14 protein-coding genes and 1 other RNA gene are annotated in these 21,408 nt (G+C 59.7%); 7 read left to right on the top strand and 8 right to left on the bottom strand.

Annotated elements, in window-relative coordinates; translation table 11 throughout:
- Positions 1-212 precede the first annotated feature (212 nt).
- Positions 213-533 (top strand): helix-turn-helix domain-containing protein, encoded by a 321-nt coding sequence (locus ACQKPC_RS16400; RefSeq protein WP_008072451.1) that lies wholly within the window; start codon positions 213-215, stop codon positions 531-533.
- 172 nt (positions 534-705) lie between these two features.
- Here ACQKPC_RS16400 and ffs read toward each other — a convergent pair.
- The 6 genes from ffs to ACQKPC_RS16370 all read right to left on the bottom strand — a co-directional run bounded on the left by ffs (position 706) and on the right by ACQKPC_RS16370 (position 10,227).
- An RNA gene (gene ffs / locus ACQKPC_RS16395) (signal recognition particle sRNA small type) lies at positions 706-802 on the bottom strand.
- Positions 803-1,003: 201 nt separating this feature from the next.
- A complete protein-coding gene (locus ACQKPC_RS16390; RefSeq protein ID WP_427625535.1) occupies positions 1,004-2,167 on the bottom strand; it encodes a zinc-binding metallopeptidase family protein in 1,164 nt (387 codons plus the stop codon).
- Positions 2,168-2,374: 207 nt separating this feature from the next.
- Positions 2,375-4,732 (bottom strand): NAD-dependent DNA ligase LigA, encoded by a 2,358-nt coding sequence (gene ligA / locus ACQKPC_RS16385; protein ID WP_427625534.1) that lies wholly within the window; start codon positions 4,730-4,732, stop codon positions 2,375-2,377.
- A 234-nt stretch (positions 4,733-4,966) separates the two neighbouring features.
- Entirely contained in the window at positions 4,967-5,818 is an 852-nt protein-coding gene (zipA, locus tag ACQKPC_RS16380) for a cell division protein ZipA (protein ID WP_008067907.1), read from the bottom strand.
- Between the two features lie 258 nt (positions 5,819-6,076).
- On the bottom strand, positions 6,077-9,565 hold the full coding sequence (gene smc / locus ACQKPC_RS16375) for a chromosome segregation protein SMC (RefSeq protein WP_427625533.1): 3,489 nt from the start codon (positions 9,563-9,565) through the stop codon (positions 6,077-6,079).
- A 2-nt stretch (positions 9,566-9,567) separates the two neighbouring features.
- The gene (locus ACQKPC_RS16370; RefSeq protein WP_427625532.1) at positions 9,568-10,227 is read right to left on the bottom strand and encodes a GntR family transcriptional regulator; all 660 of its coding nucleotides are present in this window, start codon (positions 10,225-10,227) and stop codon (positions 9,568-9,570) included.
- A gap of 266 nt (positions 10,228-10,493) precedes the next feature.
- Here ACQKPC_RS16370 and xdhA point away from each other — a divergent pair, with 266 nt between their 5' ends.
- The 4 genes from xdhA (at position 10,494) to guaD (ending at position 16,673) form a co-directional block, all read left to right on the top strand.
- Positions 10,494-11,948: a xanthine dehydrogenase small subunit gene (gene xdhA, locus ACQKPC_RS16365; RefSeq protein ID WP_427625531.1), complete on the top strand. Its 1,455-nt coding sequence runs from the start codon at positions 10,494-10,496 to the stop codon at positions 11,946-11,948.
- A complete protein-coding gene (gene xdhB, locus ACQKPC_RS16360; RefSeq protein WP_427625530.1) occupies positions 11,941-14,340 on the top strand; it encodes a xanthine dehydrogenase molybdopterin binding subunit in 2,400 nt (799 codons plus the stop codon). Before xdhA ends, xdhB begins: the two co-directional genes overlap by 8 nt.
- Positions 14,341-14,481: 141 nt before the next feature.
- Positions 14,482-15,327: a xanthine dehydrogenase accessory protein XdhC gene (gene xdhC / locus ACQKPC_RS16355; RefSeq protein WP_427625529.1), complete on the top strand. Its 846-nt coding sequence runs from the start codon at positions 14,482-14,484 to the stop codon at positions 15,325-15,327.
- A 41-nt stretch (positions 15,328-15,368) separates the two neighbouring features.
- Complete coding sequence (guaD, locus tag ACQKPC_RS16350) at positions 15,369-16,673, top strand: guanine deaminase (RefSeq protein WP_427625528.1); 1,305 nt, start codon at positions 15,369-15,371, stop codon at positions 16,671-16,673.
- A gap of 173 nt (positions 16,674-16,846) precedes the next feature.
- On the opposite strand, the gene ACQKPC_RS16345 is transcribed toward guaD, so the two are convergent.
- Entirely contained in the window at positions 16,847-17,611 is a 765-nt protein-coding gene (locus ACQKPC_RS16345; RefSeq protein WP_007896961.1) for a GntR family transcriptional regulator, read from the bottom strand.
- 357 nt (positions 17,612-17,968) lie between these two features.
- Here ACQKPC_RS16345 and ACQKPC_RS16340 point away from each other — a divergent pair, with 357 nt between their 5' ends.
- A complete protein-coding gene (locus ACQKPC_RS16340) occupies positions 17,969-19,159 on the top strand; it encodes a benzoate/H(+) symporter BenE family transporter (RefSeq protein ID WP_008074079.1) in 1,191 nt (396 codons plus the stop codon).
- Positions 19,160-19,291: 132 nt separating this feature from the next.
- On the opposite strand, the gene ACQKPC_RS16335 is transcribed toward ACQKPC_RS16340, so the two are convergent.
- Complete coding sequence (locus ACQKPC_RS16335; RefSeq protein WP_007896965.1) at positions 19,292-19,636, bottom strand: YggL family protein; 345 nt, start codon at positions 19,634-19,636, stop codon at positions 19,292-19,294.
- A gap of 234 nt (positions 19,637-19,870) precedes the next feature.
- Here ACQKPC_RS16335 and dacB point away from each other — a divergent pair, with 234 nt between their 5' ends.
- The gene (gene dacB / locus ACQKPC_RS16330) at positions 19,871-21,331 is read left to right on the top strand and encodes a D-alanyl-D-alanine carboxypeptidase/D-alanyl-D-alanine endopeptidase (protein ID WP_038979930.1); all 1,461 of its coding nucleotides are present in this window, start codon (positions 19,871-19,873) and stop codon (positions 21,329-21,331) included.
- The last annotated feature ends 77 nt before the right edge of the window (positions 21,332-21,408 follow it).

Below are 21,408 nucleotides of genomic sequence, written 5' to 3'. Positions count from 1 at the left end.
AGACCGTCAGCGGCCTTTGTGCAGACCCGGCAGGGAACGCAATGCTGGCTTTTTCATATCGCCTAAACTTCAGAAAGCAGATCACCCCAAAATCCTTCGAAGCGGCGATTCTACGAAATGCATCACATTTTGCAAAGCAAGGTGATGGATCATGCAGTTGCCTAATGCAGAAATCTATCGTTAAGTTCTTGATTCTAAATGGGAATTGAGCGATGCAAATTTCAAGTTTGGGTCCGGCCATCCGACGCTACCGTAAGGTCGCAGGGCTTACTCAGGCTGAACTCGGCGAAAAAACCGGTTTTGACCCCAAAACCATCAGTCGCTTCGAAACCGGCACCTATACCCCCAGCGTGGAAGCATTGTTTTTGCTTGCCGACGTGCTGGGCGTGAAGCTGAAAGCCTTTTTCGCAGATCTGGAAGACGAAGATGAACAGCGGGCATACCTGTTCAGCGTCATACACAAAGCCACCCCGAAGGATCTGGGAAAGCTGATCGCAGCGGTTGACCAGGCCTTGTCCAAGCCTAGTAAATGAAGAAAGGAGGCCGATCTGTCGAATGCGACAGATCGGCCTCCTTTTTTATATCCCGCGCTTTAATTCGGAAACGACGAAAAACCGCCCTGGATGAGCTCCATGGCAGGGAAAATAAAACAGTATGTTTAAATAGAAAACACGAAAGAGGGTTCGTGCTGCGTTATGGAGGCAACCCCACCAGCCACACCCCGGCACACAATGTTCCCGCTGTGGCTGCTTCCTTCCGGATCTGACCAGGTTCACGGGTAATCGTTGCGGGGGGACCGATGGGGTCACCATAACGACGCTCACCTGACGGCGAGCCGCGCCATTGTACCTATCTGAGACGAAGTTACAACCGTTCGCGGAGATTAAAAAATATGAGTCCGGTCAAGGACATGCGCTGACCTTTAAAGATCGCAGCCTGCGGCAGCTCCTACATGGATCGGCGTACACCTGTAGGAGTTGCCGCAGGCTGCGATCTTTTGATCCTATTGCGCCAACACCTCATCCGCCCTGCCGCCCTCTTGCTGGATCACCAGATGAATGAAGTGCAGCTTGGCAATCACCGCCGGCGGCAGGGCGAACGGATAAAAATCCGGCTGACCCATGCTGCGCGACAATTCGTTGAGCATGCCGGCCAGTTCGATCCATGCGTTGACGAACGACAGGAACGCCGGACCGCCAGGGTGTTGCGGGTCGAATAGCGTACTGGGCGGAAACGGCTGGTAATCGAAATCCAATTCCTGCGCACTCATGCCAAACCCCAGGGCAGTGTCCACTGCATCCATCATGTGCAGGTAGTGAGCCCAGGTTTCCGCCCAGTCTTCCCAAGGGTGCATGGTCGCGTAGGCACTGACGTAATGCTGCTGCCAGTCAAGCGGCGCGCCTTGCTGATAATGCCGCTCAAGGGCCTCGGCATAGCTTGCTCGCTCGTCACCGAACAGACCGCGGAACGGCTCCAGCCAATGACTGTTGGCGACCAGGCGGTCCCAGTAGTAATGCCCTGTCTCGTGACGAAAGTGACCGAGCAGCGTGCGATAAGGTTCGTGCATCTGCACGCGGACCTGCTCGCGATGGGCATCGTCGGCTTCCTTGATATCGAGGGTGATCAGACCGTTGGCATGCCCGGTGGTCGGCGGCTTGCCTTCGAGATCGATACCGATGAAGTCGAAGGCCAGACCGATGTCTTCGTCCATGGATTTCGGAATGACTGACAAGCCCAGGCTGATCAACTGCGCTACCAGACGACGCTTGGCAATTTCCACTTTGCGCCAGCGCTCGTGGTTCTCGGGGATCGACAGGTCGGGGATGGTGCGATTCAGGCTACAGGCAATGCACAAGGCATCGTGATCATTGGCCGGCAGCAGCCAGTTGCATGCGGCCGGAGAGTCGAGATTGGCGCAGCGGCGGAACACTCCAGCTTCGGGATCGGTGTCGAGCAACCAGGTATCCGCTTGCGGACCGGGCTGCAACGACGACAAGCGACTCTGCTGCGGCTGATAGCCCAGCGCTGCCGAACAGGCCAGGCACTGGCTGTTGCGAAAGAACAGCGACTGCCCACAGCGGCAATGCCAGACCTTGCTGTTGCGCGAACGCTCGCCCATGAAGGGTGCGGCGATGCGTGAACTGAGCTGTTCGAAAAAACGGTACATGGCGATCTCTCCCTGGGGCCTGCGAAGACTAGATCATTCCTCCAACATGATCGTTCCACGTTCTTTGTGGCGAGGGGGCTTGCCCCCGTTCGGCGGCGAAGCCGTCGCAAAACCTGCTTGCACGGTATGTCTGACAGATCGCGGTTGCTTGTTTTAGGGCCGCTACGCAGCCCAACGGGGGCAAGCCCCCTCGCCACAGATCCTGCACTAGATCGAGATGTTGTATTCCTTCAGACGCGCCACAAACGCCTCTTCATCCAGCACTTTCAACCCCAGCTCATTGGCCTTGGCCAACTTCGAGCCCGCGCCCGGCCCGGCGACCACGCAATGGGTCTTGGCCGACACGGAACCGGCCACCTTGGCACCGAGGCTTTCAAGTTTGTCCTTGGCGACATCGCGACTCATCAGCTCCAGCGAACCGGTCAGCACCCAGGTCTGCCCGGCCAGCGGCAAGCCTTCGACGACTTTCTTTTCACTCTGCCAATGCATACCGAAATCGCGCAGCTGCTTTTCGGCAGCTTCGGCGAGCTGACGATTTTCCGTGCCCGCAAAGAACTCACGAACCGAAGTCGCCTGTTTCTCCGGCAGCGCCTGACGCATGTCCAGCCAATCAGCACTCATCACCGCTTCGAGTGAGCCGAACTTGTCCGCAAGCTTCTGCGCCCCGCCCGGCCCGACCGACGGAATGTGCAACTTGTCGAGGAAGCCGCCCAGTGTCGTACTGGCGGAAAATTCGGCACCCAACTCGCCCTGATCCTGAATCTGCATACCGTGCTTGAGCAGATCCGCGATCACCTGCCGGTTATGCGCGTCTTCAAAGAAGCTGTGAATCTCGTGAGCCACTTCCAGCCCGACATCCGGCAAGTACGTGAGCACTTGCGGCAACGCCTGCTGAACCCGCTCCAGCGAGCCGAGAGAGCGCGCGAGCACCTTCGCCGTTTCTTCGCCGACATCGGGAATGCCCAAGGCGTAGATGAACCGCGCCAGACTCGGCCGCTTACTGTCTTCAATGGCGCCAAGCAGGTTCTTGCTCGACAGTTCGGCAAAGCCTTCCAGATCAACAATCTGCTCGAACGTCAGGGCATAGAGATCGGCCGGCGAACTCACCAGGCCTTCGTCCACCAATTGCTCGACGCTCTTCTCGCCCAGCCCTTCGATGTCCATGGCGCGGCGCGAGACAAAGTGAATGATCGCTTGCTTGAGTTGCGCACCGCAGGCCAGACGGCCGACACAGCGATACACCGCGCCTTCGCTGATGGTCTCGCGGCCCTTGCTGCGCTTGACCAGTTGCGTACGCTCGACATGAGAACCGCAGACCGGGCACTGCTCGGGAATCTGCACCGGCCGGGCATTCTCCGGACGGCGCTCGGCGACCACTTGCACCACTTGCGGAATCACATCACCGGCGCGACGGATGATCACCGTGTCACCGATCATCAGGCCCAGCCGCGCAACCTCATCCATGTTGTGCAAGGTCGCATTGGCCACGGTGACGCCAGCCACCTTGACCGGTTTCAAGCGCGCCACCGGCGTCACGGCACCGGTGCGCCCCACCTGGAACTCCACATCGAGCAGTTCGGTGAGCTCCTCCATGGCCGGGAATTTATGGGCGATTGCCCAACGCGGTTCGCGGGCGCGAAAGCCCAGTTCACGCTGGGACGCAATGCTGTTGACCTTGAACACCACGCCGTCGATTTCATACGGCAGCGCATTACGGCGTTCGCCGATGTCACGGTAGTAATCCAGGCATTCAGCGATGCCATTGGCCAGTTTCAGCTCATGACTGATCGGCATGCCCCAGGCTTTGAGTTGCTGCAGATTGCCGATGTGCGTGTCGGCGATATCGGCCGAAATCTGGCCGATGCCGTAGCAGCAGAATTCCAGCGGACGGTTGGCGGTAATCTTCGAATCCAGCTGCCGCAAGCTGCCCGCCGCCGCATTACGCGGGTTGGCGAAGGTCTTGCCGCCGACTTCCAGTTGCGTGGCGTTGAGCCGCTCGAAACCGGCCTTGGACATGAACACTTCACCCCGCACTTCCAGGGTCGCCGGCCAACCGGTGCCATGCAGCTTGAGCGGAATATTGCGCACGGTGCGCACGTTGACGCTGATGTCTTCACCGGTGGTGCCATCGCCGCGTGTGGCGCCACGCACCAGCACACCGTCCTGGTACAGCAGACTGACCGCCAGGCCATCGAGCTTGGGTTCGCAGCTGTACTCCACCGCCGCGCCACCGCCGAACAGGTCGCCGACCGGCAAGTCCAGACCTTCCGTCACCCGGCGATCGAATTCGCGCATGTCGGTTTCTTCGAAGGCGTTGCCCAGGCTGAGCATTGGCACTTCATGGCGCACCTGAGTGAACGCCGACAGCGCCGCGCTGCCGACACGCTGGGTCGGCGAGTCGCTGGTGATCAATTCGGGATGGGCTGCTTCGAGGGCCTTGAGCTCGTGGAACAAGCGATCGTATTCGGCGTCCGGAATGCTCGGTTCGTCCAGCACGTGGTAGCGATAGTTGTGCTGATCGAGCTCGGCGCGCAGCTCTAGAATGCGGTTTTTGGCGGCGGTCATGGGTGTTCTCTCATAAAGCAAAAGAGCAGCCGAGGCTGCTCAATCTTTTAATCACGATAGCCTGATGGCTTGCACTATGTGGCGAGGGGGCTTGCCCCCGTTCGGCTGCGAAGCAGTCGTAAAACCAGAGAATGCGGCGTGTTTGAATAACGGGGTTGCCGAAATGAAGGGGCTGCTTCGCAGCCCAACGGGGGCAAGCCCCCTCGCCACCAGAGCCCGCCCCAGTCATTCGAGTCAGCGCTTCTGGGTCAAAGCGCGACGCTCGAACTCGACGATGCGCTGACGGTAGTGTTCGATGGTCTGGGCAGTCAGCACGCTGCGCTGGTCGTCTTTCAGTTCGCCGTTCAGCTCCTGGGACAGTTTGCGAGCAGCAGCCACCATCACGTCGAAAGCTTGCTTGGGATGACGCGGGCCTGGCAGACCGAGGAAGAAGCTCACCGCCGGGGTGCTGAAATGATCGATATCATCCAGATCGAAGACACCCGGCTTGACCGCGTTGGCCATGGAGAACAGGACTTCGCCGTTACCGGCCATGCTTTCGTGACGGTGGAAAATGTCCATCTCGCCGAAACGCAGACCGCTTTCCAGAATGTTCTGCAGCAGTGCCGGGCCCTTGAAGCCAGCCGGGTCGCGGCAGATCACGCTGATCACCAGTACTTCTTCGGCTTGCGGCTGATCTTTCTCGGCCGAGCTGGCAGGCTTGGTGTCATCCGGGAAATCGTCGTCACGGCTGTTGAAGCTCGGGCCGCCGTCCAGATCCAGATTGAGATTCAAGTCGCCTTGCGACGGCTCGCCATGGCCACGCTTGCCGCGCTTGGAACCCGACTCGCGAGGTTCACGGGCAGGCATGCTCACCGACGGCAGATCATGCTCGTCCAGTTGCGGTTCTTTATGGGTATCCAGCACGCGGGGCGGGCCCAACAGCTCGGCGCTGGTGTCCTCATCCGGCAAATTGGACAAACTTCGGTCAAGACGGAATTTCAGTTTTCCCTTGCCGCCGCGCATGCGACGCCAGCCATCGAAAAGAATACCGGCAATGACAATAATGCCGATGACGATCAGCCACTCGCGCAGACCGATTTCCATGTAATCCCGTGCCTCTATAAAAAATGCTGAAAAATAAGGGGTTTACATTGTGTAAACCGCTTTAAAACGTGGCGCCAACTCTATGTTCTGACAGGCGTTTTGCCCACGTATACGAAAAATTGACATTAAACTAGCACGACCAAAGGCAACTTTACACCGTCTCTCACAGTGGCTTGCGCGAATTATGTCGATTGGCCAGCAAGTCAAGGCAGGTAAAAAGCCCTACAGCTCAATAATACTTGCCCTACACGCAATGACTCAGGCGTCCACCATGGCCATCGCCTCCTCCACATCCACTGCCACCAGACGCGAGCAACCGGGCTCGTGCATCGTCACCCCCATTAATTGATCGGCCATTTCCATAGCGATCTTGTTGTGGGTGATGTAGATGAACTGCACCGTCTGCGACATTTCCTTGACCAGCCGTGCGTAGCGTCCAACGTTAGCGTCATCCAATGGCGCGTCAACCTCATCGAGCATGCAGAACGGCGCCGGATTCAATTTGAAGATGGCAAATACCAGGGCCAATGCGGTCAGGGCTTTTTCGCCACCGGAGAGCAAATGGATGGTGCTGTTCTTCTTTCCTGGCGGCTGCGCCATGATCGTTACCCCTGTATCGAGTAGATCTTCGCCCGTCAGTTCCAAATACGCGCGTCCTCCACCGAAAACTTTTGGGAAAAGGGCCTGTAAACCGCCATTGATCTGATCAAAGGTATCTTTGAAGCGGTTTCGGGTTTCCTTGTCGATCTTGCGAATGACGTTCTCAAGCGTGTCCAGCGCTTCCACCAAATCGTCGTTCTGAGCATCCAGATAACGCTTACGCTCGGATTGTTGCTGGTATTCGTCGATGGCTGCGAGGTTGATCGCCCCGAGGCGCTGAATCCGCGCGGCAATGCGCTCGAGTTCTTCTTCGGCGTCTTTCTCGTTGGCCCCGGCCAGCAGCGTGGCGAGCACGCCGTTGAGGTCGTAGCCGTCTTCGAGCAATTGATCCTGCAACGTCTTGCGTCGCACCGTCAGCGCTTGCCATTCCATGCGCTGCTGCTCGAGCTGGCTGCGAATCAACTGGGATTGCTGCTCGGCCTGAGTGCGGCGCTTCTCGGCATCGCGCAGTTCGCGGTCGGCATCTTCCATGGCCATTTGCGCGGTCTTGAGTTCTTCGTCAACCGTCATGCGCTTGTCGAGCAGCTCTTCGAGTTTCAGCCGCAGCTCTTCCAGTGGCGCCTCGCCCTCTTCCAGATTGAGGCTCAACTGTTCGCGCTTCTCGGTCAGGCGCTCGGACTGCATTTCCAGCCGTTCAAGGGCCTGACGAGTGGAGTCGTGTTGCGCCTTCAGCGAACCGAGGCGCACCGCCAATTGATGCGCATGATCCTTATGCTGTCGGGCTTCTTGACGCACCCGGTCGAGGCGTTCGCGCAGGCTGTCGCGCTGGGCCAACAGCAACTCACGCTGCTCGGTGTCCAGCGCCATGCTGTCGAGAGCCTCCTGCAATTGCAGGCGCGCTTCGCCGATGTTTTCGTGTTCCAGGGCGCGCTGTTCACTCAACTCGGTGAGTTCTTCATCGAGACGGGTACGGCGCAACGTCAACTGCTCGACCTTGGCTTTGCCGGCGGACAGCTGGGCTTTCAATTCGCCTTGCTGACGGGCTTCGTCTTGCAGCAAACGGCGCAAATGTTCGCGGCCGTTTTCCTGCTGACGCTGTTGCGCCCTGAGATTCTGAAGTTGGGTTTCCAGGGTTTCGACCGTGGCTTCGCGCTCTTCGCGTTCAAGGCCCAAACGCTGGATTTCCTGGCCACGGGCGAGCACGCCGCTTTCCGCTTCGCTGGCCCGCCGCACACGTAAAAAGTGTCGGCCGACCCAGTAACCGTCGCGGCTGATCAGGCTTTGCCCGGCAGCCAATTGCCCGCGCAACGCCAAGGCCTGTTCAAGGCTGTCGACCGGTTTGACCTGTCCCAGCCATGGCGACAAATCAATCTGCGCCTCGACCTTGTCGAGCAAACTGCCGGGCACTCGCACGCCATCGGTGGCCGGGCTGAGCAGGCGCAAATCGCCTTGGGCAAACCCGGCCAGATCGAAATCACCGAAGTCATCCACCAGCACCGCTTGCAGGTCGGCGCCGAGCACGGTTTCTACCGCCAGCTCCCAACCGGCCTCGACCTTCAGGCCTTCGGCCAGACGCGGGCGATCCGCCAGATGCTGTTCGCGCAGCCATTCGGCAGTGCCGGTGCCGGGATCGAGCGCGGCTTGCTGCAAGGCTTCCAGCGACGCCAATCGCCCGTTGAGCCGCTGCAAATCACCTTGGGCCTGCTGCTGCGCCGAAAGCGCTTGCTGCAACTCCTGACGCAGTTGCTCAAGGCGCTCGACCTGAGCCTCTTCACTGGCCTGCAAGTCTTCGAGCGTGGCCTCGGACGCCGCCAACTGCTCGCTGAGTTCCATGATCGCCGCGTCTTCCGGATCCGCCGATAGCAACGCACGCTCTTCACCAAGACGCTTCTGACGATCGGCCAAACGTTCCAGGCTGGTTTCCAGCTGCTGGATCCGCGACTGCTGAACTTCAGCCTGACGGCGCGGCTCGGCAGCGGTGAGGTTGAACGCGTCCCACTGTTCCTGCCAGCCATGCATGGTGGTTTCGGATTCTTCGAGCGCGGCAGCAGCTTCTTCGGCGGCGGCGCTGGTGACTTCCTGTTCCGGCGTGAGCATGTCCAGCTCTTCGCCCAAGGTCAGCAGCAAGGTGCGGTCGTGACCCAAGTGAGACTCGGTTTCCAGCCGCGCGCGCTCGGCTTCTTTCAGGTCGTCCTGTAGCTGACGCAAACGTTGCTGACCGTGCTGAATGCTCTGCTCGACCCGGGCGATGTCGCCGCCGACCGAATAGAAACGCCCCTGCACCAGATTGAAGCGTTCGGACAGATCGTGATGACCGTCGCGCAGGCGTTCGATGGCCGCGTCGGCATTGCGCTGCTCAGCCACCAGGGCTTCGAAGGTGATTTCCTGGGTGCCGATGATCGACTCGCGCTGGCCGACCTGTTCGTTCAACGCCTGCCAGCGCAGGGCCGACAGCTGGGCCTTGAGCTGGCGCTCTTCGCCTTTGTATTCCTGATACTTCTTGGCGGCCTCGGCCTGGCGGTGCAAGCGTTCAAGCTGACGCTCGAGCTCTTCGCGCAGGTCGGTCAGGCGGGCAAGGTTTTCGTGGGTGCGGCGGATACGGTTTTCAGTCTCGCGCCGACGTTCCTTGTACTTGGAAATACCAGCGGCTTCTTCGATGAAATTGCGCAGGTCTTCGGGCTTGGACTCGATCAGCTTGGAGATCATGCCCTGTTCGATGATCGAGTAGCTGCGCGGGCCGAGGCCGGTACCCAGAAAGATGTCGGTGATATCGCGGCGACGGCATTTGGTGCCGTTGAGGTAGTAAGTGGTCTGGCTGTCGCGGGTCACTTTGCGGCGAATGGAAATCTCCGCATAGGCGGCCCATTCGCCGAGCAGGGTGCCGTCGGAGTTATCGAACACCAGCTCAATGCTCGCCTGGCTCACCGGTTTACGGCTGGTCGAGCCGTTGAAGATGACGTCGGTCATCGACTCGCCGCGCAAGTTCTTGGCCGAGCTCTCGCCCATCACCCAACGCACGGCGTCGATGATGTTCGACTTGCCGCAACCATTGGGCCCGACCACTGCCGCCATGTTACTGGGGAAGTTTACCGTGGTCGGGTCGACGAAGGATTTGAACCCCGCCAGTTTGATGCATTTGAGCCGCACGCTTAAGCGACCGTCAGGGCAGAAATCACCAGATCGCAACTGCGCTGGGCATACGCCATCAGCACCACGCGGATCTGAGGAAAGTCACGAGCCAGCACGGCAGCGAGCAAGCGTTCGAACAGCTCGAGGAACTCGCTCATCGAGGCCTTGCGCTGATCCAGCGCGAGGAAATACGCGCGGCTCATGGCCGGCTGCAAATTCTCGACGGTTTCCTGCAAGTACGGGTTGTTGGCGAACGGATAGGCGGCGCGCATCACACTGAAGCTATCGTCGACGAACGTGCGGATGTCCTGGCGTTCGTAGCTGGCGGTCAGGCGCTGCTGGATCTCCACGAACGGCGCCATGTCGGCCTGGACTTGCCAGCCGCTGGCCACGGCATTGCCGAGCAGAATGTACAACTCGCTCATCAGCGTGCACAGGCTTTGTACCTTGTGCGCCGTCAATTCGGTCACGTGGGCGCCACGTCGCGGCAAAATCGCGATCAAGTGGCGGCGCTCAAGGATCAGCAAGGCTTCACGGACTGAACCGCGGCTGACATTGAGCGCCAGCGTGACCTTCTGTTCCTGAATGCGCTCCCCCGGCTTCATTTCGCCGCGAATGATACGTTCGGCGAGGTGGTGAGCGATTTGCTCGGCGAGGCTGTCCGGCGCCTTGAACGTCATGGTTGTCCTTCAAACTCTTCGATCTGCACAAGCGGCGCAGTGTAGCGCAATTGATCGGTCATGGCGGAGTGCCCACCCAGCGGTTTTTGGCACGATTCACGCAAACAGCAAGCTATCCCGTGAGGGTCAATAATGAAGGAACGAGTCGTTGATCGACAAAATGCTATTTCCTGACCTTTAAGTCAGAAAATCATTGACCGAAAAGTCAGACCTGATAAATTCGGCTCATGTCGGTTAACAACAATAATGAGTTTGCGAGGCCTTCCGTGATCCAGTTTTTACTCAACCAGGAACTCCGTAGCGAGCACGCCCTGGACCCGAACCTGACCGTGCTCAACTATCTGCGCGAACATATGGGCAAACCCGGCACTAAAGAAGGCTGCGCCAGCGGTGACTGTGGTGCCTGCACCGTGGTGGTCGGCGAGCTGCAGACGGACGACGATGGCCGCGAACACATTCGCTATCGCAGTCTCAACTCGTGCCTGACGTTCGTCTCCTCCTTGCACGGCAAGCAACTGATCAGCGTCGAAGACCTCAAGCACCAGGGCGAACTGCACAGCGTGCAAAAAGCCATGGTCGAGTGCCATGGCTCGCAATGCGGTTTCTGCACCCCGGGCTTCGTCATGTCGCTGTTCGCGCTGCAAAAGAACAGCGACCAGCCCGACGCCCATAAAGCCCACGAAGCGCTAGCCGGCAACCTCTGCCGCTGCACCGGTTATCGGCCGATCCTGGCCGCTGCCGAGCAATCATGCTGTGGCAAACAACCCGACCAATTCGATGCGCGAGAAGCAGACACCATCGCTCGCCTGAAAGCCATCGCCCCCACCGATATCGGCGAACTCAACAGTGGCGACAAGCGCTGCCTGGTGCCGTTGACCGTGGCCGATCTGGCCGACCTCTACGATGCTTATCCACAGGCCCGCCTGCTGGCCGGCGGCACTGATCTGGCGCTGGAAGTCACCCAGTTCCACCGCACCTTGCCGGTGATGATCTACGTCGGCAACGTCGCTGAAATGAAACGCATCGAACGCTTCGACGATCGCCTGGAAATCGGCGCCGCCACCGCCCTCTCCGACTGCTACGACGCCTTGAAGGCCGAGTACCCGGACTTCGGCGAGTTGCTGCAACGCTTCGCCTCCCTGCAAATTCGCAATCAGGGCACCTTGGGCGGCAACATCGGCAACGCCTCGCCGATCGGTGACTCACCACCGCTGCTGATCGCCCTCGGCGCGCAGATCGTCCTGTGTAAAGGCGAAACTCGCCGCACCATGGCATTGGAAGACTACTTCATCGATTACCGGGTGACCGCGCGTCAGGAAAGCGAGTTCATCGAAAAGATCATCGTGCCGCGCGCCAGCGTTGAACAACTGTTCCGCGCCTACAAGGTATCCAAGCGTCTGGACGATGACATTTCCGCCGTTTGTGCCGCGTTCAACCTGCGCATCGACACCGGCGTGATCGCCGACGCCCGCGTTGCTTTCGGCGGCATGGCGGCCATTCCAAAACGCGCCAAAAACTGCGAGGCCGCCCTGCTCGGTGCGCCGTTCAACAACGCCACCCTCGAACGCGCCTGCGCTGCATTGGCCGAAGACTTCACGCCACTCTCGGACTTTCGCGCCAGCAAGGAATACCGCCTGCTCAGCGCGCAGAACCTGCTGCGTAAATACTTCATCGAACTGCAAACACCGCACATCGAGACTCGGGTGACCGCTTATGTCTAATCATCACGCTGTAGAGAAGACCCAAGCCGAACTGGCTGAATTGTTCGCCAAGGACCTGACCACCGGTGTCGGCCGCAGCGTCAAGCACGACAGCGCCGACAAGCATGTGTCCGGCGAAGCGCAGTACATCGACGATCGGCTGGAATTCCCCAATCAGCTGCACGTTTATGCACGGCTGTCAGACCGCGCCCACGCAAAAATCATCAGCATCGACACCAAGCCTTGCTACGCCTTCGAAGGCGTGCGCATCGCAATCACCCACGAAGATGTGCCAGGCCTGAAAGACATCGGCCCACTGCTGCCGGGCGACCCATTGCTGGCCATCGATGACGTGCAGTTCGTCGGTCAACCGGTACTGGCCGTTGCGGCGAAAGACCTGGAAACCGCACGCAAAGCAGCGATGGCCGCGATCATCGAATACGAAGATCTCGAACCCGTTCTGGACGTGGTAGAAGCCCTGCGCAAACGCCACTTCGTGCTCGACAGCCACACCCACCAGCGTGGCGATTCGGCCACCGCGCTTTCTACTGCCGAACATCGCATTCAAGGCACGCTGCACATCGGCGGCCAGGAACACTTCTATCTGGAAACCCAGATCTCTTCGGTGATGCCGACCGAAGACGGCGGCATGATCGTTTATTGCTCGACCCAGAACCCCACCGAAGTGCAGAAACTGGTGGCGGAAGTGCTGGACGTGTCGATGAACAAAATCGTCGTTGATATGCGCCGCATGGGCGGTGGTTTCGGCGGCAAGGAAACCCAGGCGGCAAGCCCGGCGTGCCTGTGCGCGGTGATCGCGCACCTGACCGGCCAGCCGACCAAAATGCGCCTGCCGCGTGTCGAAGACATGCTGATGACCGGCAAGCGTCACCCGTTCTACGTCGAGTACGACGTGGGCTTCGACAGCACCGGTCGCTTGCATGGCATTGCGCTGGAACTGGCCGGCAACTGCGGTTGCTCACCGGATTTGTCGGCGTCAATTGTCGACCGCGCGATGTTCCATGCCGACAACTCTTATTACCTGGGCGACGCGACCATCAACGGTCACCGCTGCAAAACCAACACCGCGTCGAACACCGCTTACCGTGGTTTCGGCGGCCCGCAAGGCATGGTCGCCATCGAAGAAGTGATGGACGCGATTGCCCGGCATCTGGGCCTCGATCCGCTGGCCGTGCGCAAGGCCAACTACTACGGCAAGACCGAGCGCAACATCACCCATTACTACCAGACCGTCGAGCACAACATGCTCGAGGAAATGACCGCCGAACTGGAAGAAAGCAGCCAGTACGCCGAGCGTCGCGAAGCGATCCGTCGCTACAACGCCAACAGCCCGATCCTGAAAAAAGGCCTGGCGCTGACCCCGGTGAAATTCGGTATCTCCTTCACCGCCAGTTTCCTCAACCAGGCCGGCGCACTGATCCACATCTACACCGACGGTAGCATCCACCTGAACCACGGCGGCACTGAAATGGGCCAGGGTCTGAACACCAAGGTTGCGCAAGTCGTGGCTGAAGTGTTCCAGGTGGAAATGGACCGCGTGCAGATCACCGCGACCAACACCGACAAGGTCCCGAACACCTCGCCAACCGCTGCTTCGAGCGGCGCCGACCTCAATGGTAAAGCGGCGCAAAACGCGGCTGAAATCATCAAGAAACGCCTGGTGGAATTCGCCGCGCGGCAATACAAGGTCAGTGAAGAAGACGTGGAGTTCCACAACGGTCACGTTCGGGTCCGCGATCACATCCTGACGTTTGAATCGCTGATCCAGCAGGCGTATTTCGCTCAGGTGTCGCTGTCGAGCACCGGCTTCTACAAGACCCCGAAAATCTACTACGACCGCAGCCAGGCGCGGGGTCGGCCGTTCTACTACTACGCCTTCGGTGCAGCCTGCGCCGAGGTGATCGTCGACACCCTGACCGGCGAGTACAAGATGCTGCGTACCGACATTCTTCACGATGTCGGCGACTCGCTGAACCCGGCGATCGACATCGGTCAGGTCGAGGGTGGTTTCATCCAGGGCATGGGCTGGCTGACCATGGAAGAACTGGTGTGGAACAACAAGGGCAAACTGATGACCAACGGCCCGGCCAGCTACAAGATCCCGGCGGTGGCAGACATGCCATTGGACCTGCGGGTGAAGCTGGTGGAAAACCGCAAGAACCCGGAAGACACGGTCTTCCATTCCAAGGCCGTGGGTGAGCCGCCGTTCATGCTCGGCATTGCCGCGTGGTGCGCGATCAAGGACGCCGTGGCCAGTTTGGGCGACTACCAGCATCAACCGAAAATCGACGCACCGGCGACCCCGGAGCGGGTGTTGTGGGGCTGTGAGCAGATGCGGCAGTTGAAGGCTTTGAAGCCTGTTGAGGCTGAAGTCGAGTTGGCTTCGCTCTAAACCGCGGCGCGGCCAATCGCCAGCAGGCTGGCTCCCACAGGATTTGCGTTGAATCCAGATTGTGTGGACACCACAAACCCTGTGGGAGCTAGCCTGCTAGCGATGACGGCCGAACAGACAACAAAGATGTCGAGGTGAAACATGTACAACTGGATCGACGCCCTCGCCGACCTGCAAACCCGGGGTGAATCCTGTGTGTTGGTGACCATCATCGAAGAGCTCGGCTCGACGCCGCGTAATGCCGGCTCGAAGATGGTCATCAGCGCCACGCAAACGTTCGACACCATCGGTGGCGGGCATCTGGAGTACAAGGCCATGCAGATCGGCCGCGAGATGCTGGCCAGCGGCCGACAGGACACCCATCTGGAGCGCTTCAGCCTAGGCGCCAGCCTGGGCCAGTGCTGCGGTGGCGTGACCGTATTGCTGTTCGAACCGATGGGCCAGGTTCAGGCGCAGATCGCTGTGTTTGGCGCCGGCCACGTCGGCCGGGCGCTGGTGCCGCTGCTCGCCAGCCTGCCCTGCCGGGTGCGCTGGATCGACTCGCGGGAAGCTGAATTCCCCGATCAGATCCCCCACGGCGTGCGCAAAATAGTCACTGAAGAACCGCTGGATGAAGTGGATGATCTGCCCGCCGGCAGCTACTGCATCGTCATGACCCACAACCACCAGCTCGACCTTGAACTCACCGCCGCGATTCTCAAGCGCAACGACTTCGCCTACTTCGGCCTGATCGGTTCGAAGACCAAACGGGTGAAGTTCGAACACCGCCTGCGTGACCGCGGCTTCGACAGCACCGTGCTGCAACGCATGCGCTGCCCGATGGGCATCGGCGAAGTCAAAGGCAAGTTGCCTGTGGAAATCGCCATCTCCATCGCCGGCGAAATCATCGCCACCTATAACGCGAATTTCGGCCAGCACACCGCCAGCGCCGGATCATCGATCGCCAAACTGCTGCCTGCTTCACGCCGCAGCCAAGCTTTGAACTGAAAGCTTCGAACTGAACAGCTTCGAACTAATTGAGAACGCTCATGCCTCTGACTCGCAAAGCCTACCGCGCCGCCATTCTGCACAGCATCGCCGACCCTGCCGAAGTGGGTATCGAAGCCTCGTACGAATATTTCGAAGACGGCCTGCTGGTGGTCGATAACGGCCAGATCAGTGCCATCGGCCACGCCAGCGAATTGCTGCCGACCCTGCCGGCCGACATCGAGATCACCCATTATCAGGACGCGCTGATCACCCCGGGCTTCATCGACACCCACATCCACCTGCCGCAAACCGGCATGGTCGGCGCCTACGGCGAACAACTTCTGGACTGGCTGAACACCTACACCTTCCCCTGTGAAAGCCAGTTCGCCGACAAGAACCATGCGGACGAAGTCGCGGACATTTTCATCAAGGAACTGCTGCGCAACGGTACCACCACGGCGCTGGTGTTCGGCAGCGTGCATCCGCAGTCGGTGAACTCGTTCTTCGAGGCCGCCGAACAGCTGGACCTGCGAATGATTGCCGGCAAGGTGATGATGGATCGCAACGCGCCGGACTACCTGACCGACACCGCCGAATCGAGCTACGTTGAAAGCAAGGCGCTGATCGAGCGCTGGCACGGCAAGGGTCGCTTGCACTACGCGGTCACTCCGCGTTTTGCACCGACCAGCACTCCGGAACAACTGACCCTCGCCGGCCAGTTGCTCAGCGAATACCCGGATCTGTACATGCAGACCCACATCAGCGAAAACCTCAAGGAAATCGAGTGGGTCAAGGCGCTGTTCCCGGAGCGCAAGGGCTACCTGGATGTCTACGATCACTACCAATTGCTCGGCGAGCGCTCGGTGTTCGCTCACGGCGTGCACCTGTGCGACGACGAGTGTGCGCGGCTGGCGGAAACCGGCTCGGCGATTGCGTTTTGCCCGACCTCGAACTTGTTCCTCGGCAGCGGCCTGTTCAATCTGCCGATGGCCGAGAAGCACAAACTCAATGTCGGTCTCGGTACCGACGTTGGTGGCGGCACCAGCTTCTCGCTGCTGCAAACCCTGAACGAAGCCTACAAAGTCATGCAACTGCAAGGCGCGCGGCTGAGCCCGTTCAAGTCGCTGTACCTGGCCACCCTCGGCGGCGCCCGCGCGCTACGTCTGGAAGACAAGATCGGTACCTTGCAACCGGGCACCGACGCGGACTTCCTGGTGCTGGATTACAACGCCACGCCACTGCTCAGCTATCGCCTGAAACAGGCCAATAACATTGCCGAGACGTTGTTTGTATTGATGACGCTGGGGGATGACCGGACTGTTCTGCAGACGTATGCGGCGGGGAATCTGGTGCATCAGCGCTAGTTTTCTCCAAGCATAAAAAATCCCCCGCAATCGTTGGTTGCGGGGGATTGATCGTTCCCACGCTCCGCGTGGGAATGCAGCCCGGGACGCTCCGCGTCCCAATCCAGAGCCGAACGCAGAGCGTCCGTTGAGGCATTCCCACGCAGAGCGTGGGAACGATCAGCGTCAGGAAGTCAGAGCTTGGCTGTTGAACGCCCAGGCTTCTTGGTCTGCAACAAATGCGAAAACACCGCATGCAAATCATCCGACGCACTTTCTTCGTCGAGGTTGAGTTTGCTGTCGATGTGGTCCATGTGATGCATCATCAAATCCACCGCCAGCGTCGCGTCCCGCGCTTCGATGGCGTTGATCAACTGAGTGTGTTCATCGTAGGAACAGTGGGAACGGTTGCCGCTCTCGTACTGGGCGATGATCAACGAAGTCTGGGACACCAGGCTGCGCTGGAAGCTGATCAGCGGCGCGTTTTTCGCCGCTTCGGCCAGCTTCAAGTGAAACTCGCCCGACAGACGGATTCCGGCACCACGATCGCCACGGGAGAAGCTGTCGCGCTCATCGTTGACCATCTGCCGCAAGTCGGCAATTTCCTCGGCGGTGGCATGCTGAACCGCCAATTCAGTGATCGCCCGCTCCACCAGACGCCGCGCCATAAACACCTGGCGGGCCTCTTCGACACTCGGGCTGGCAACGACAGCACCGCGATTCGGTCGCAGCAACACCACGCCTTCATGGGCCAGACGCGACAGCGCTCGGCGAATGATGGTGCGGCTGACCCCGAAAATTTCCCCCAGCGCTTCTTCGCTCAACTTGGTGCCGGGCGCCAGACGCTGTTCGAGGATGGCCTCGAAGATATGCGCGTAGACAATATCGTCCTGGGTACCGCTGCGCCCGGCTTTGCCTGCTCGCGGTTGTTTCTTGAGGGGTTGCAACTGTTCGTTCATGGGCACTCGAGTCGGGAGAACTGCGGCGAATTGACCGTGACTGTAATACGGCACAGTGGGTCGCTGGCAAGTATCGCGTAAAAAACACCGCGATTGTACACAATGGAAGGTGGCAACACGACTGTACGGCTGTTTGTCGCCTTCGCTGTATTGCAACGACCGGTTACTTTTCAGTTTAGGCTTGAACGCAGAATCCGCAGCCTGAACACAATCCCTTGTGGGAGCGTGGCTTGCCCGCGAAGGCGCCGTGTCATTCAGCATTGATGTCGACTGACACTACGCCTTCGCGGGCAAGCCACGCTCCCACAGGGTTCAGCGTCGCTTCGGACATCTTCATGTATAAGGAACACCGCTTTCATGACCGACGCCACGCACACGCAGCTTCGCCCTCTGACTGACACATCACCCTCGGCCATCGTCGCCGGGTTCATTGCCATGATGACCGGCTACACCAGCTCACTGGTGCTAATGTTCCAGGCCGGGCAAGCAGCAGGCCTGACCAGCGGACAGATTTCGTCGTGGATCTGGGCGATCTCTATCGGCATGGCGGTGTGCTCGATCGGCTTGTCCCTGCGCTACCGCACCCCGATCACCATCGCCTGGTCGACCCCTGGCGCAGCGTTGCTGATCACCAGCCTTGGCGGTGTCAGTTACGGCGAGGCGATTGGCGCCTATATAACTTGCGCGGTGCTGGTGACCCTCTGCGGTCTGACCGGCAGTTTCGAACGGCTGGTGAAAAAGATACCCGCCTCATTGGCGGCGGCGTTGCTGGCGGGAATTCTGTTCAAAATTGGCAGCGAGATTTTCGTCGCCGCCCAGCACCGCACTGCGCTGGTCCTGGGAATGTTCTTCACCTATCTGGTGGTTAAACGCCTGTCGCCGCGCTACGCCGTGCTCGCCGCGCTGTTGATCGGCACTGTGCTGTCAGGATTTATGGGGTTGCTGGATTTCAGTGGCTTCCATCTGGAAGTCGCGACACCGGTCTGGACTACACCGCATTTCTCCCTGGCCGCGACCATCAGCATTGGCATTCCGCTGTTCGTGGTGGCGATGACCTCGCAGAACATGCCGGGTATCGCCGTATTGCGCGCCGATGGCTACAACGTGCCGGCCTCACCGCTGATCACCACCACCGGCATTGCCTCGTTGCTGTTGGCGCCCTTCGGCTCCCATGGGATCAACCTGGCCGCCATCAGCGCGGCAATCTGCACCGGGCCGCATGCCCATGAAGATCGCAACAAGCGCTACACGGCCGCCGTCTGGTGCGGGATTTTCTACGGGATTGCCGGGGTGTTCGGCGCGACGCTGGCGGCGTTGTTTGCCGCATTACCTAAAGAGCTGGTGCTGTCGATTGCCGCGCTGGCGCTGTTCGGCTCGATCATCAATGGGTTGAGCATTGCCATGGCGCAAGTGCAGGAACGGGAAGCAGCGCTGATTACCTTTATGGTCACGGCGTCGGGGTTGACGCTGTTTTCCATCGGTTCGGCGTTCTGGGGGATTGTGGCGGGGGTGTTGACGTTGGTTATTTTGAACTGGCGTGGAGCCTAGAAGATCGCAGCCTCGTTTCACTCGACAGCTCCTACAGGGCAACGCGTTCCAAGGTAGGCGCTGTGTAGAGGCTGCGATCCTTTGATCTTCACAAAAAAAACGGCGACCCTTGGGTCGCCGTTTTTTAGAACATCAAGCTACCGGATTGATCGGCTTTTCCGGGTACCAGACGTCGATCAGCGGGCTGACGGTTGCTTCGGTCAGTTCGCTGCGGCCTTTGAGCCAGGCTTCAACAGCAGCACGCTGCTCTTCGGAGACCGAGCCACGCTTTTGCAGGCAAACCAGACCGAAGTCGTCGCCGCCAACATAGCCCAGACCGTTGGCTTCCATGGCTTCTTTCAGGAACGCGTCGAGGAAAGCATCAATGGCTTCATCAGCCAAATCTTCTTTGAAATCCAGGTTCAGTTCGAAACCCAGCTCTTGAAATTCATCGACGCACAGTTTTTTGCGCAGACGCTGGGAACGGTTAGTCGCCATTGGAACAATCCTCATAAGTATTAACGGGCCGCACTTTAGCAGTTTAAGGCGCCGATTGCCCGTCTCAGAATGCCGCTACACCTACCGCCGGTAAAAAAATAGCGGATTAGACGACCGGGGTACGGCACAAGCTGTTGCACCTTGGGGCATAATGCCGACACTTTCATGACCGCTGAGGGAATTTATCTCCATGCCCTCGTCTTTTTTCCCCTCGGCTGTAGGGTTTTATTTCAAATGATCAAATCTTTGCGTCCATTGCTGCTGGCCAGCCTTCTTCTGCCCCTGGCCCTCCCCGTTTCCGCCGCCTCGATCAACACCGCCCTGTCGCCCAACGTCGAAAAGGCGCTCAAGGCCAGCAAACTGCAAGACAGTGCCCTGTCACTGGTAATGATCCCGCTCAACGGCCCGGGCACCCCAACCATTCATAACGCTGATGTTTCGGTCAACCCGGCCTCGACCATGAAGCTGGTGACCACGTACGCCGCGCTGGAAATGCTCGGCCCGAACCACCAGTGGAAAACCGAGTTCTACACCGACGGCACCCTCAGCGGCGGCATCCTCAACGGCAACCTCTACCTCAAGGGTGGCGGCGATCCGAAGCTGAACATGGAAAAACTCTGGCTGCTGATGCGCGACTTGCGCGCCAACGGCGTGACCCAGGTCACCGGCGACCTGGTGCTGGACCGCGGCTTCTTCGTTCAACCACAACTGCCTGAATTCAACGACGACGGCAACGACGAGAACAAACCGTTCCTGGTCAAACCCGACGCGCTGCTGGTCAACCTCAAGGCCCTGCGCTTCGTGGCCCGCAACGACTCGGGCAAGGTCCTGGTGTCGGTCGAGCCGCCGATTGCCAGCATCCGCATCGACAATCAGGTCAAGGCGCTCAACTCCAAGCAATGCACCGGTGGCGTGCGTTACAACCCGGTGCCCCAGGCTGATGGCAGCGTCACCGTGACCGTCGGCGGTCAGTTGGGCGAAGGCTGCAGCTCCCAGACCTACCTGTCGCTGCTCGACCACGCGACCTACACCGCTGGCGCTGTGCGGGCGATCTGGAAGGAATTGGGCGGCAGCATCCAGGGCCAGGATCGTCTGGCACCGACGCCGAGCAACGCCAAGGTGCTGGCCCGGGCCTACTCGCCAGACCTGGCGGAGATCATTCGCGACATCAACAAATACAGTAACAACACCATGGCTCAGCAGTTGTTCCTGAGCCTGGGCCAGAAGTTCCGCACGGATGCCGACGGTGACGACGCCAAGGCAGCCCAGCGCGTGGTGCGTCAGTGGCTGGCGAGAAAAGGCATCACTGCGCCGCACCTGGTGATGGAGAACGGCTCCGGCCTGTCCCGCGCCGAGCGAGTGAGTGCCCGTGAAATGGCCGCGATGCTGCAAGCCGCCTGGCGCAGCCCGTATTCCGCCGAGTTCATCAGCTCGATGCCAATTGCCGGCACCGACGGCACCATGCGCAAACGCCTGAAGACCACCGCGATGCGCGGTGAAGCCCACGTCAAGACCGGCACCCTGAACACCGTACGCGCCATCTCCGGCTACAGCCGCGACATCAATGGCAATACCTGGGCGGTGGTGGCGATCCTCAACGACAAGGCACCATTTGGCGCCTCCTCGGTGCTGGATCAGGTGCTGCTGGATCTGTACCGCCAGCCGAAACTGCCGGAAACGGCTTCGGTGTTGTAACCCCCCAATCCGATCGTTCCCACGCTCTGCGTGGGAATGCAGCCGGTGACGCTCTGCGTTACTGCCAAAGCGGACGC

It is taken from the genome of Pseudomonas sp. NPDC089918, from assembly GCF_050280605.1.
GTDB lineage: Bacteria > Pseudomonadota > Gammaproteobacteria > Pseudomonadales > Pseudomonadaceae > Aquipseudomonas.
Note: the sequence above shows the minus strand (reverse complement) of the source record. Positions and strands in the feature narration are given on the sequence as shown.

What these genes read in the sequence shown, in the direction of transcription:
- ACQKPC_RS16400 (WP_008072451.1), top strand. Translation starts at nt 213, where the DNA reads ATGCAAATTTCAAGTTTGGGTCCGGCCATCCGACGCTACCGTAAGGTC.
- ACQKPC_RS16390 (WP_427625535.1), bottom strand. Translation starts at nt 2,167, where the DNA reads ATGTACCGTTTTTTCGAACAGCTCAGTTCACGCATCGCCGCACCCTTC.
- ligA (WP_427625534.1), bottom strand. Translation starts at nt 4,732, where the DNA reads ATGACCGCCGCCAAAAACCGCATTCTAGAGCTGCGCGCCGAGCTCGAT.
- zipA (WP_008067907.1), bottom strand. Translation starts at nt 5,818, where the DNA reads ATGGAAATCGGTCTGCGCGAGTGGCTGATCGTCATCGGCATTATTGTC.
- ACQKPC_RS16370 (WP_427625532.1), bottom strand. Translation starts at nt 10,227, where the DNA reads ATGACGTTCAAGGCGCCGGACAGCCTCGCCGAGCAAATCGCTCACCAC.
- xdhB (WP_427625530.1), top strand. Translation starts at nt 11,941, where the DNA reads ATGTCTAATCATCACGCTGTAGAGAAGACCCAAGCCGAACTGGCTGAA.
- xdhC (WP_427625529.1), top strand. Translation starts at nt 14,482, where the DNA reads ATGTACAACTGGATCGACGCCCTCGCCGACCTGCAAACCCGGGGTGAA.
- guaD (WP_427625528.1), top strand. Translation starts at nt 15,369, where the DNA reads ATGCCTCTGACTCGCAAAGCCTACCGCGCCGCCATTCTGCACAGCATC.
- ACQKPC_RS16345 (WP_007896961.1), bottom strand. Translation starts at nt 17,611, where the DNA reads ATGAACGAACAGTTGCAACCCCTCAAGAAACAACCGCGAGCAGGCAAA.
- ACQKPC_RS16340 (WP_008074079.1), top strand. Translation starts at nt 17,969, where the DNA reads ATGACCGACGCCACGCACACGCAGCTTCGCCCTCTGACTGACACATCA.
- ACQKPC_RS16335 (WP_007896965.1), bottom strand. Translation starts at nt 19,636, where the DNA reads ATGGCGACTAACCGTTCCCAGCGTCTGCGCAAAAAACTGTGCGTCGAT.
- dacB (WP_038979930.1), top strand. Translation starts at nt 19,871, where the DNA reads ATGATCAAATCTTTGCGTCCATTGCTGCTGGCCAGCCTTCTTCTGCCC.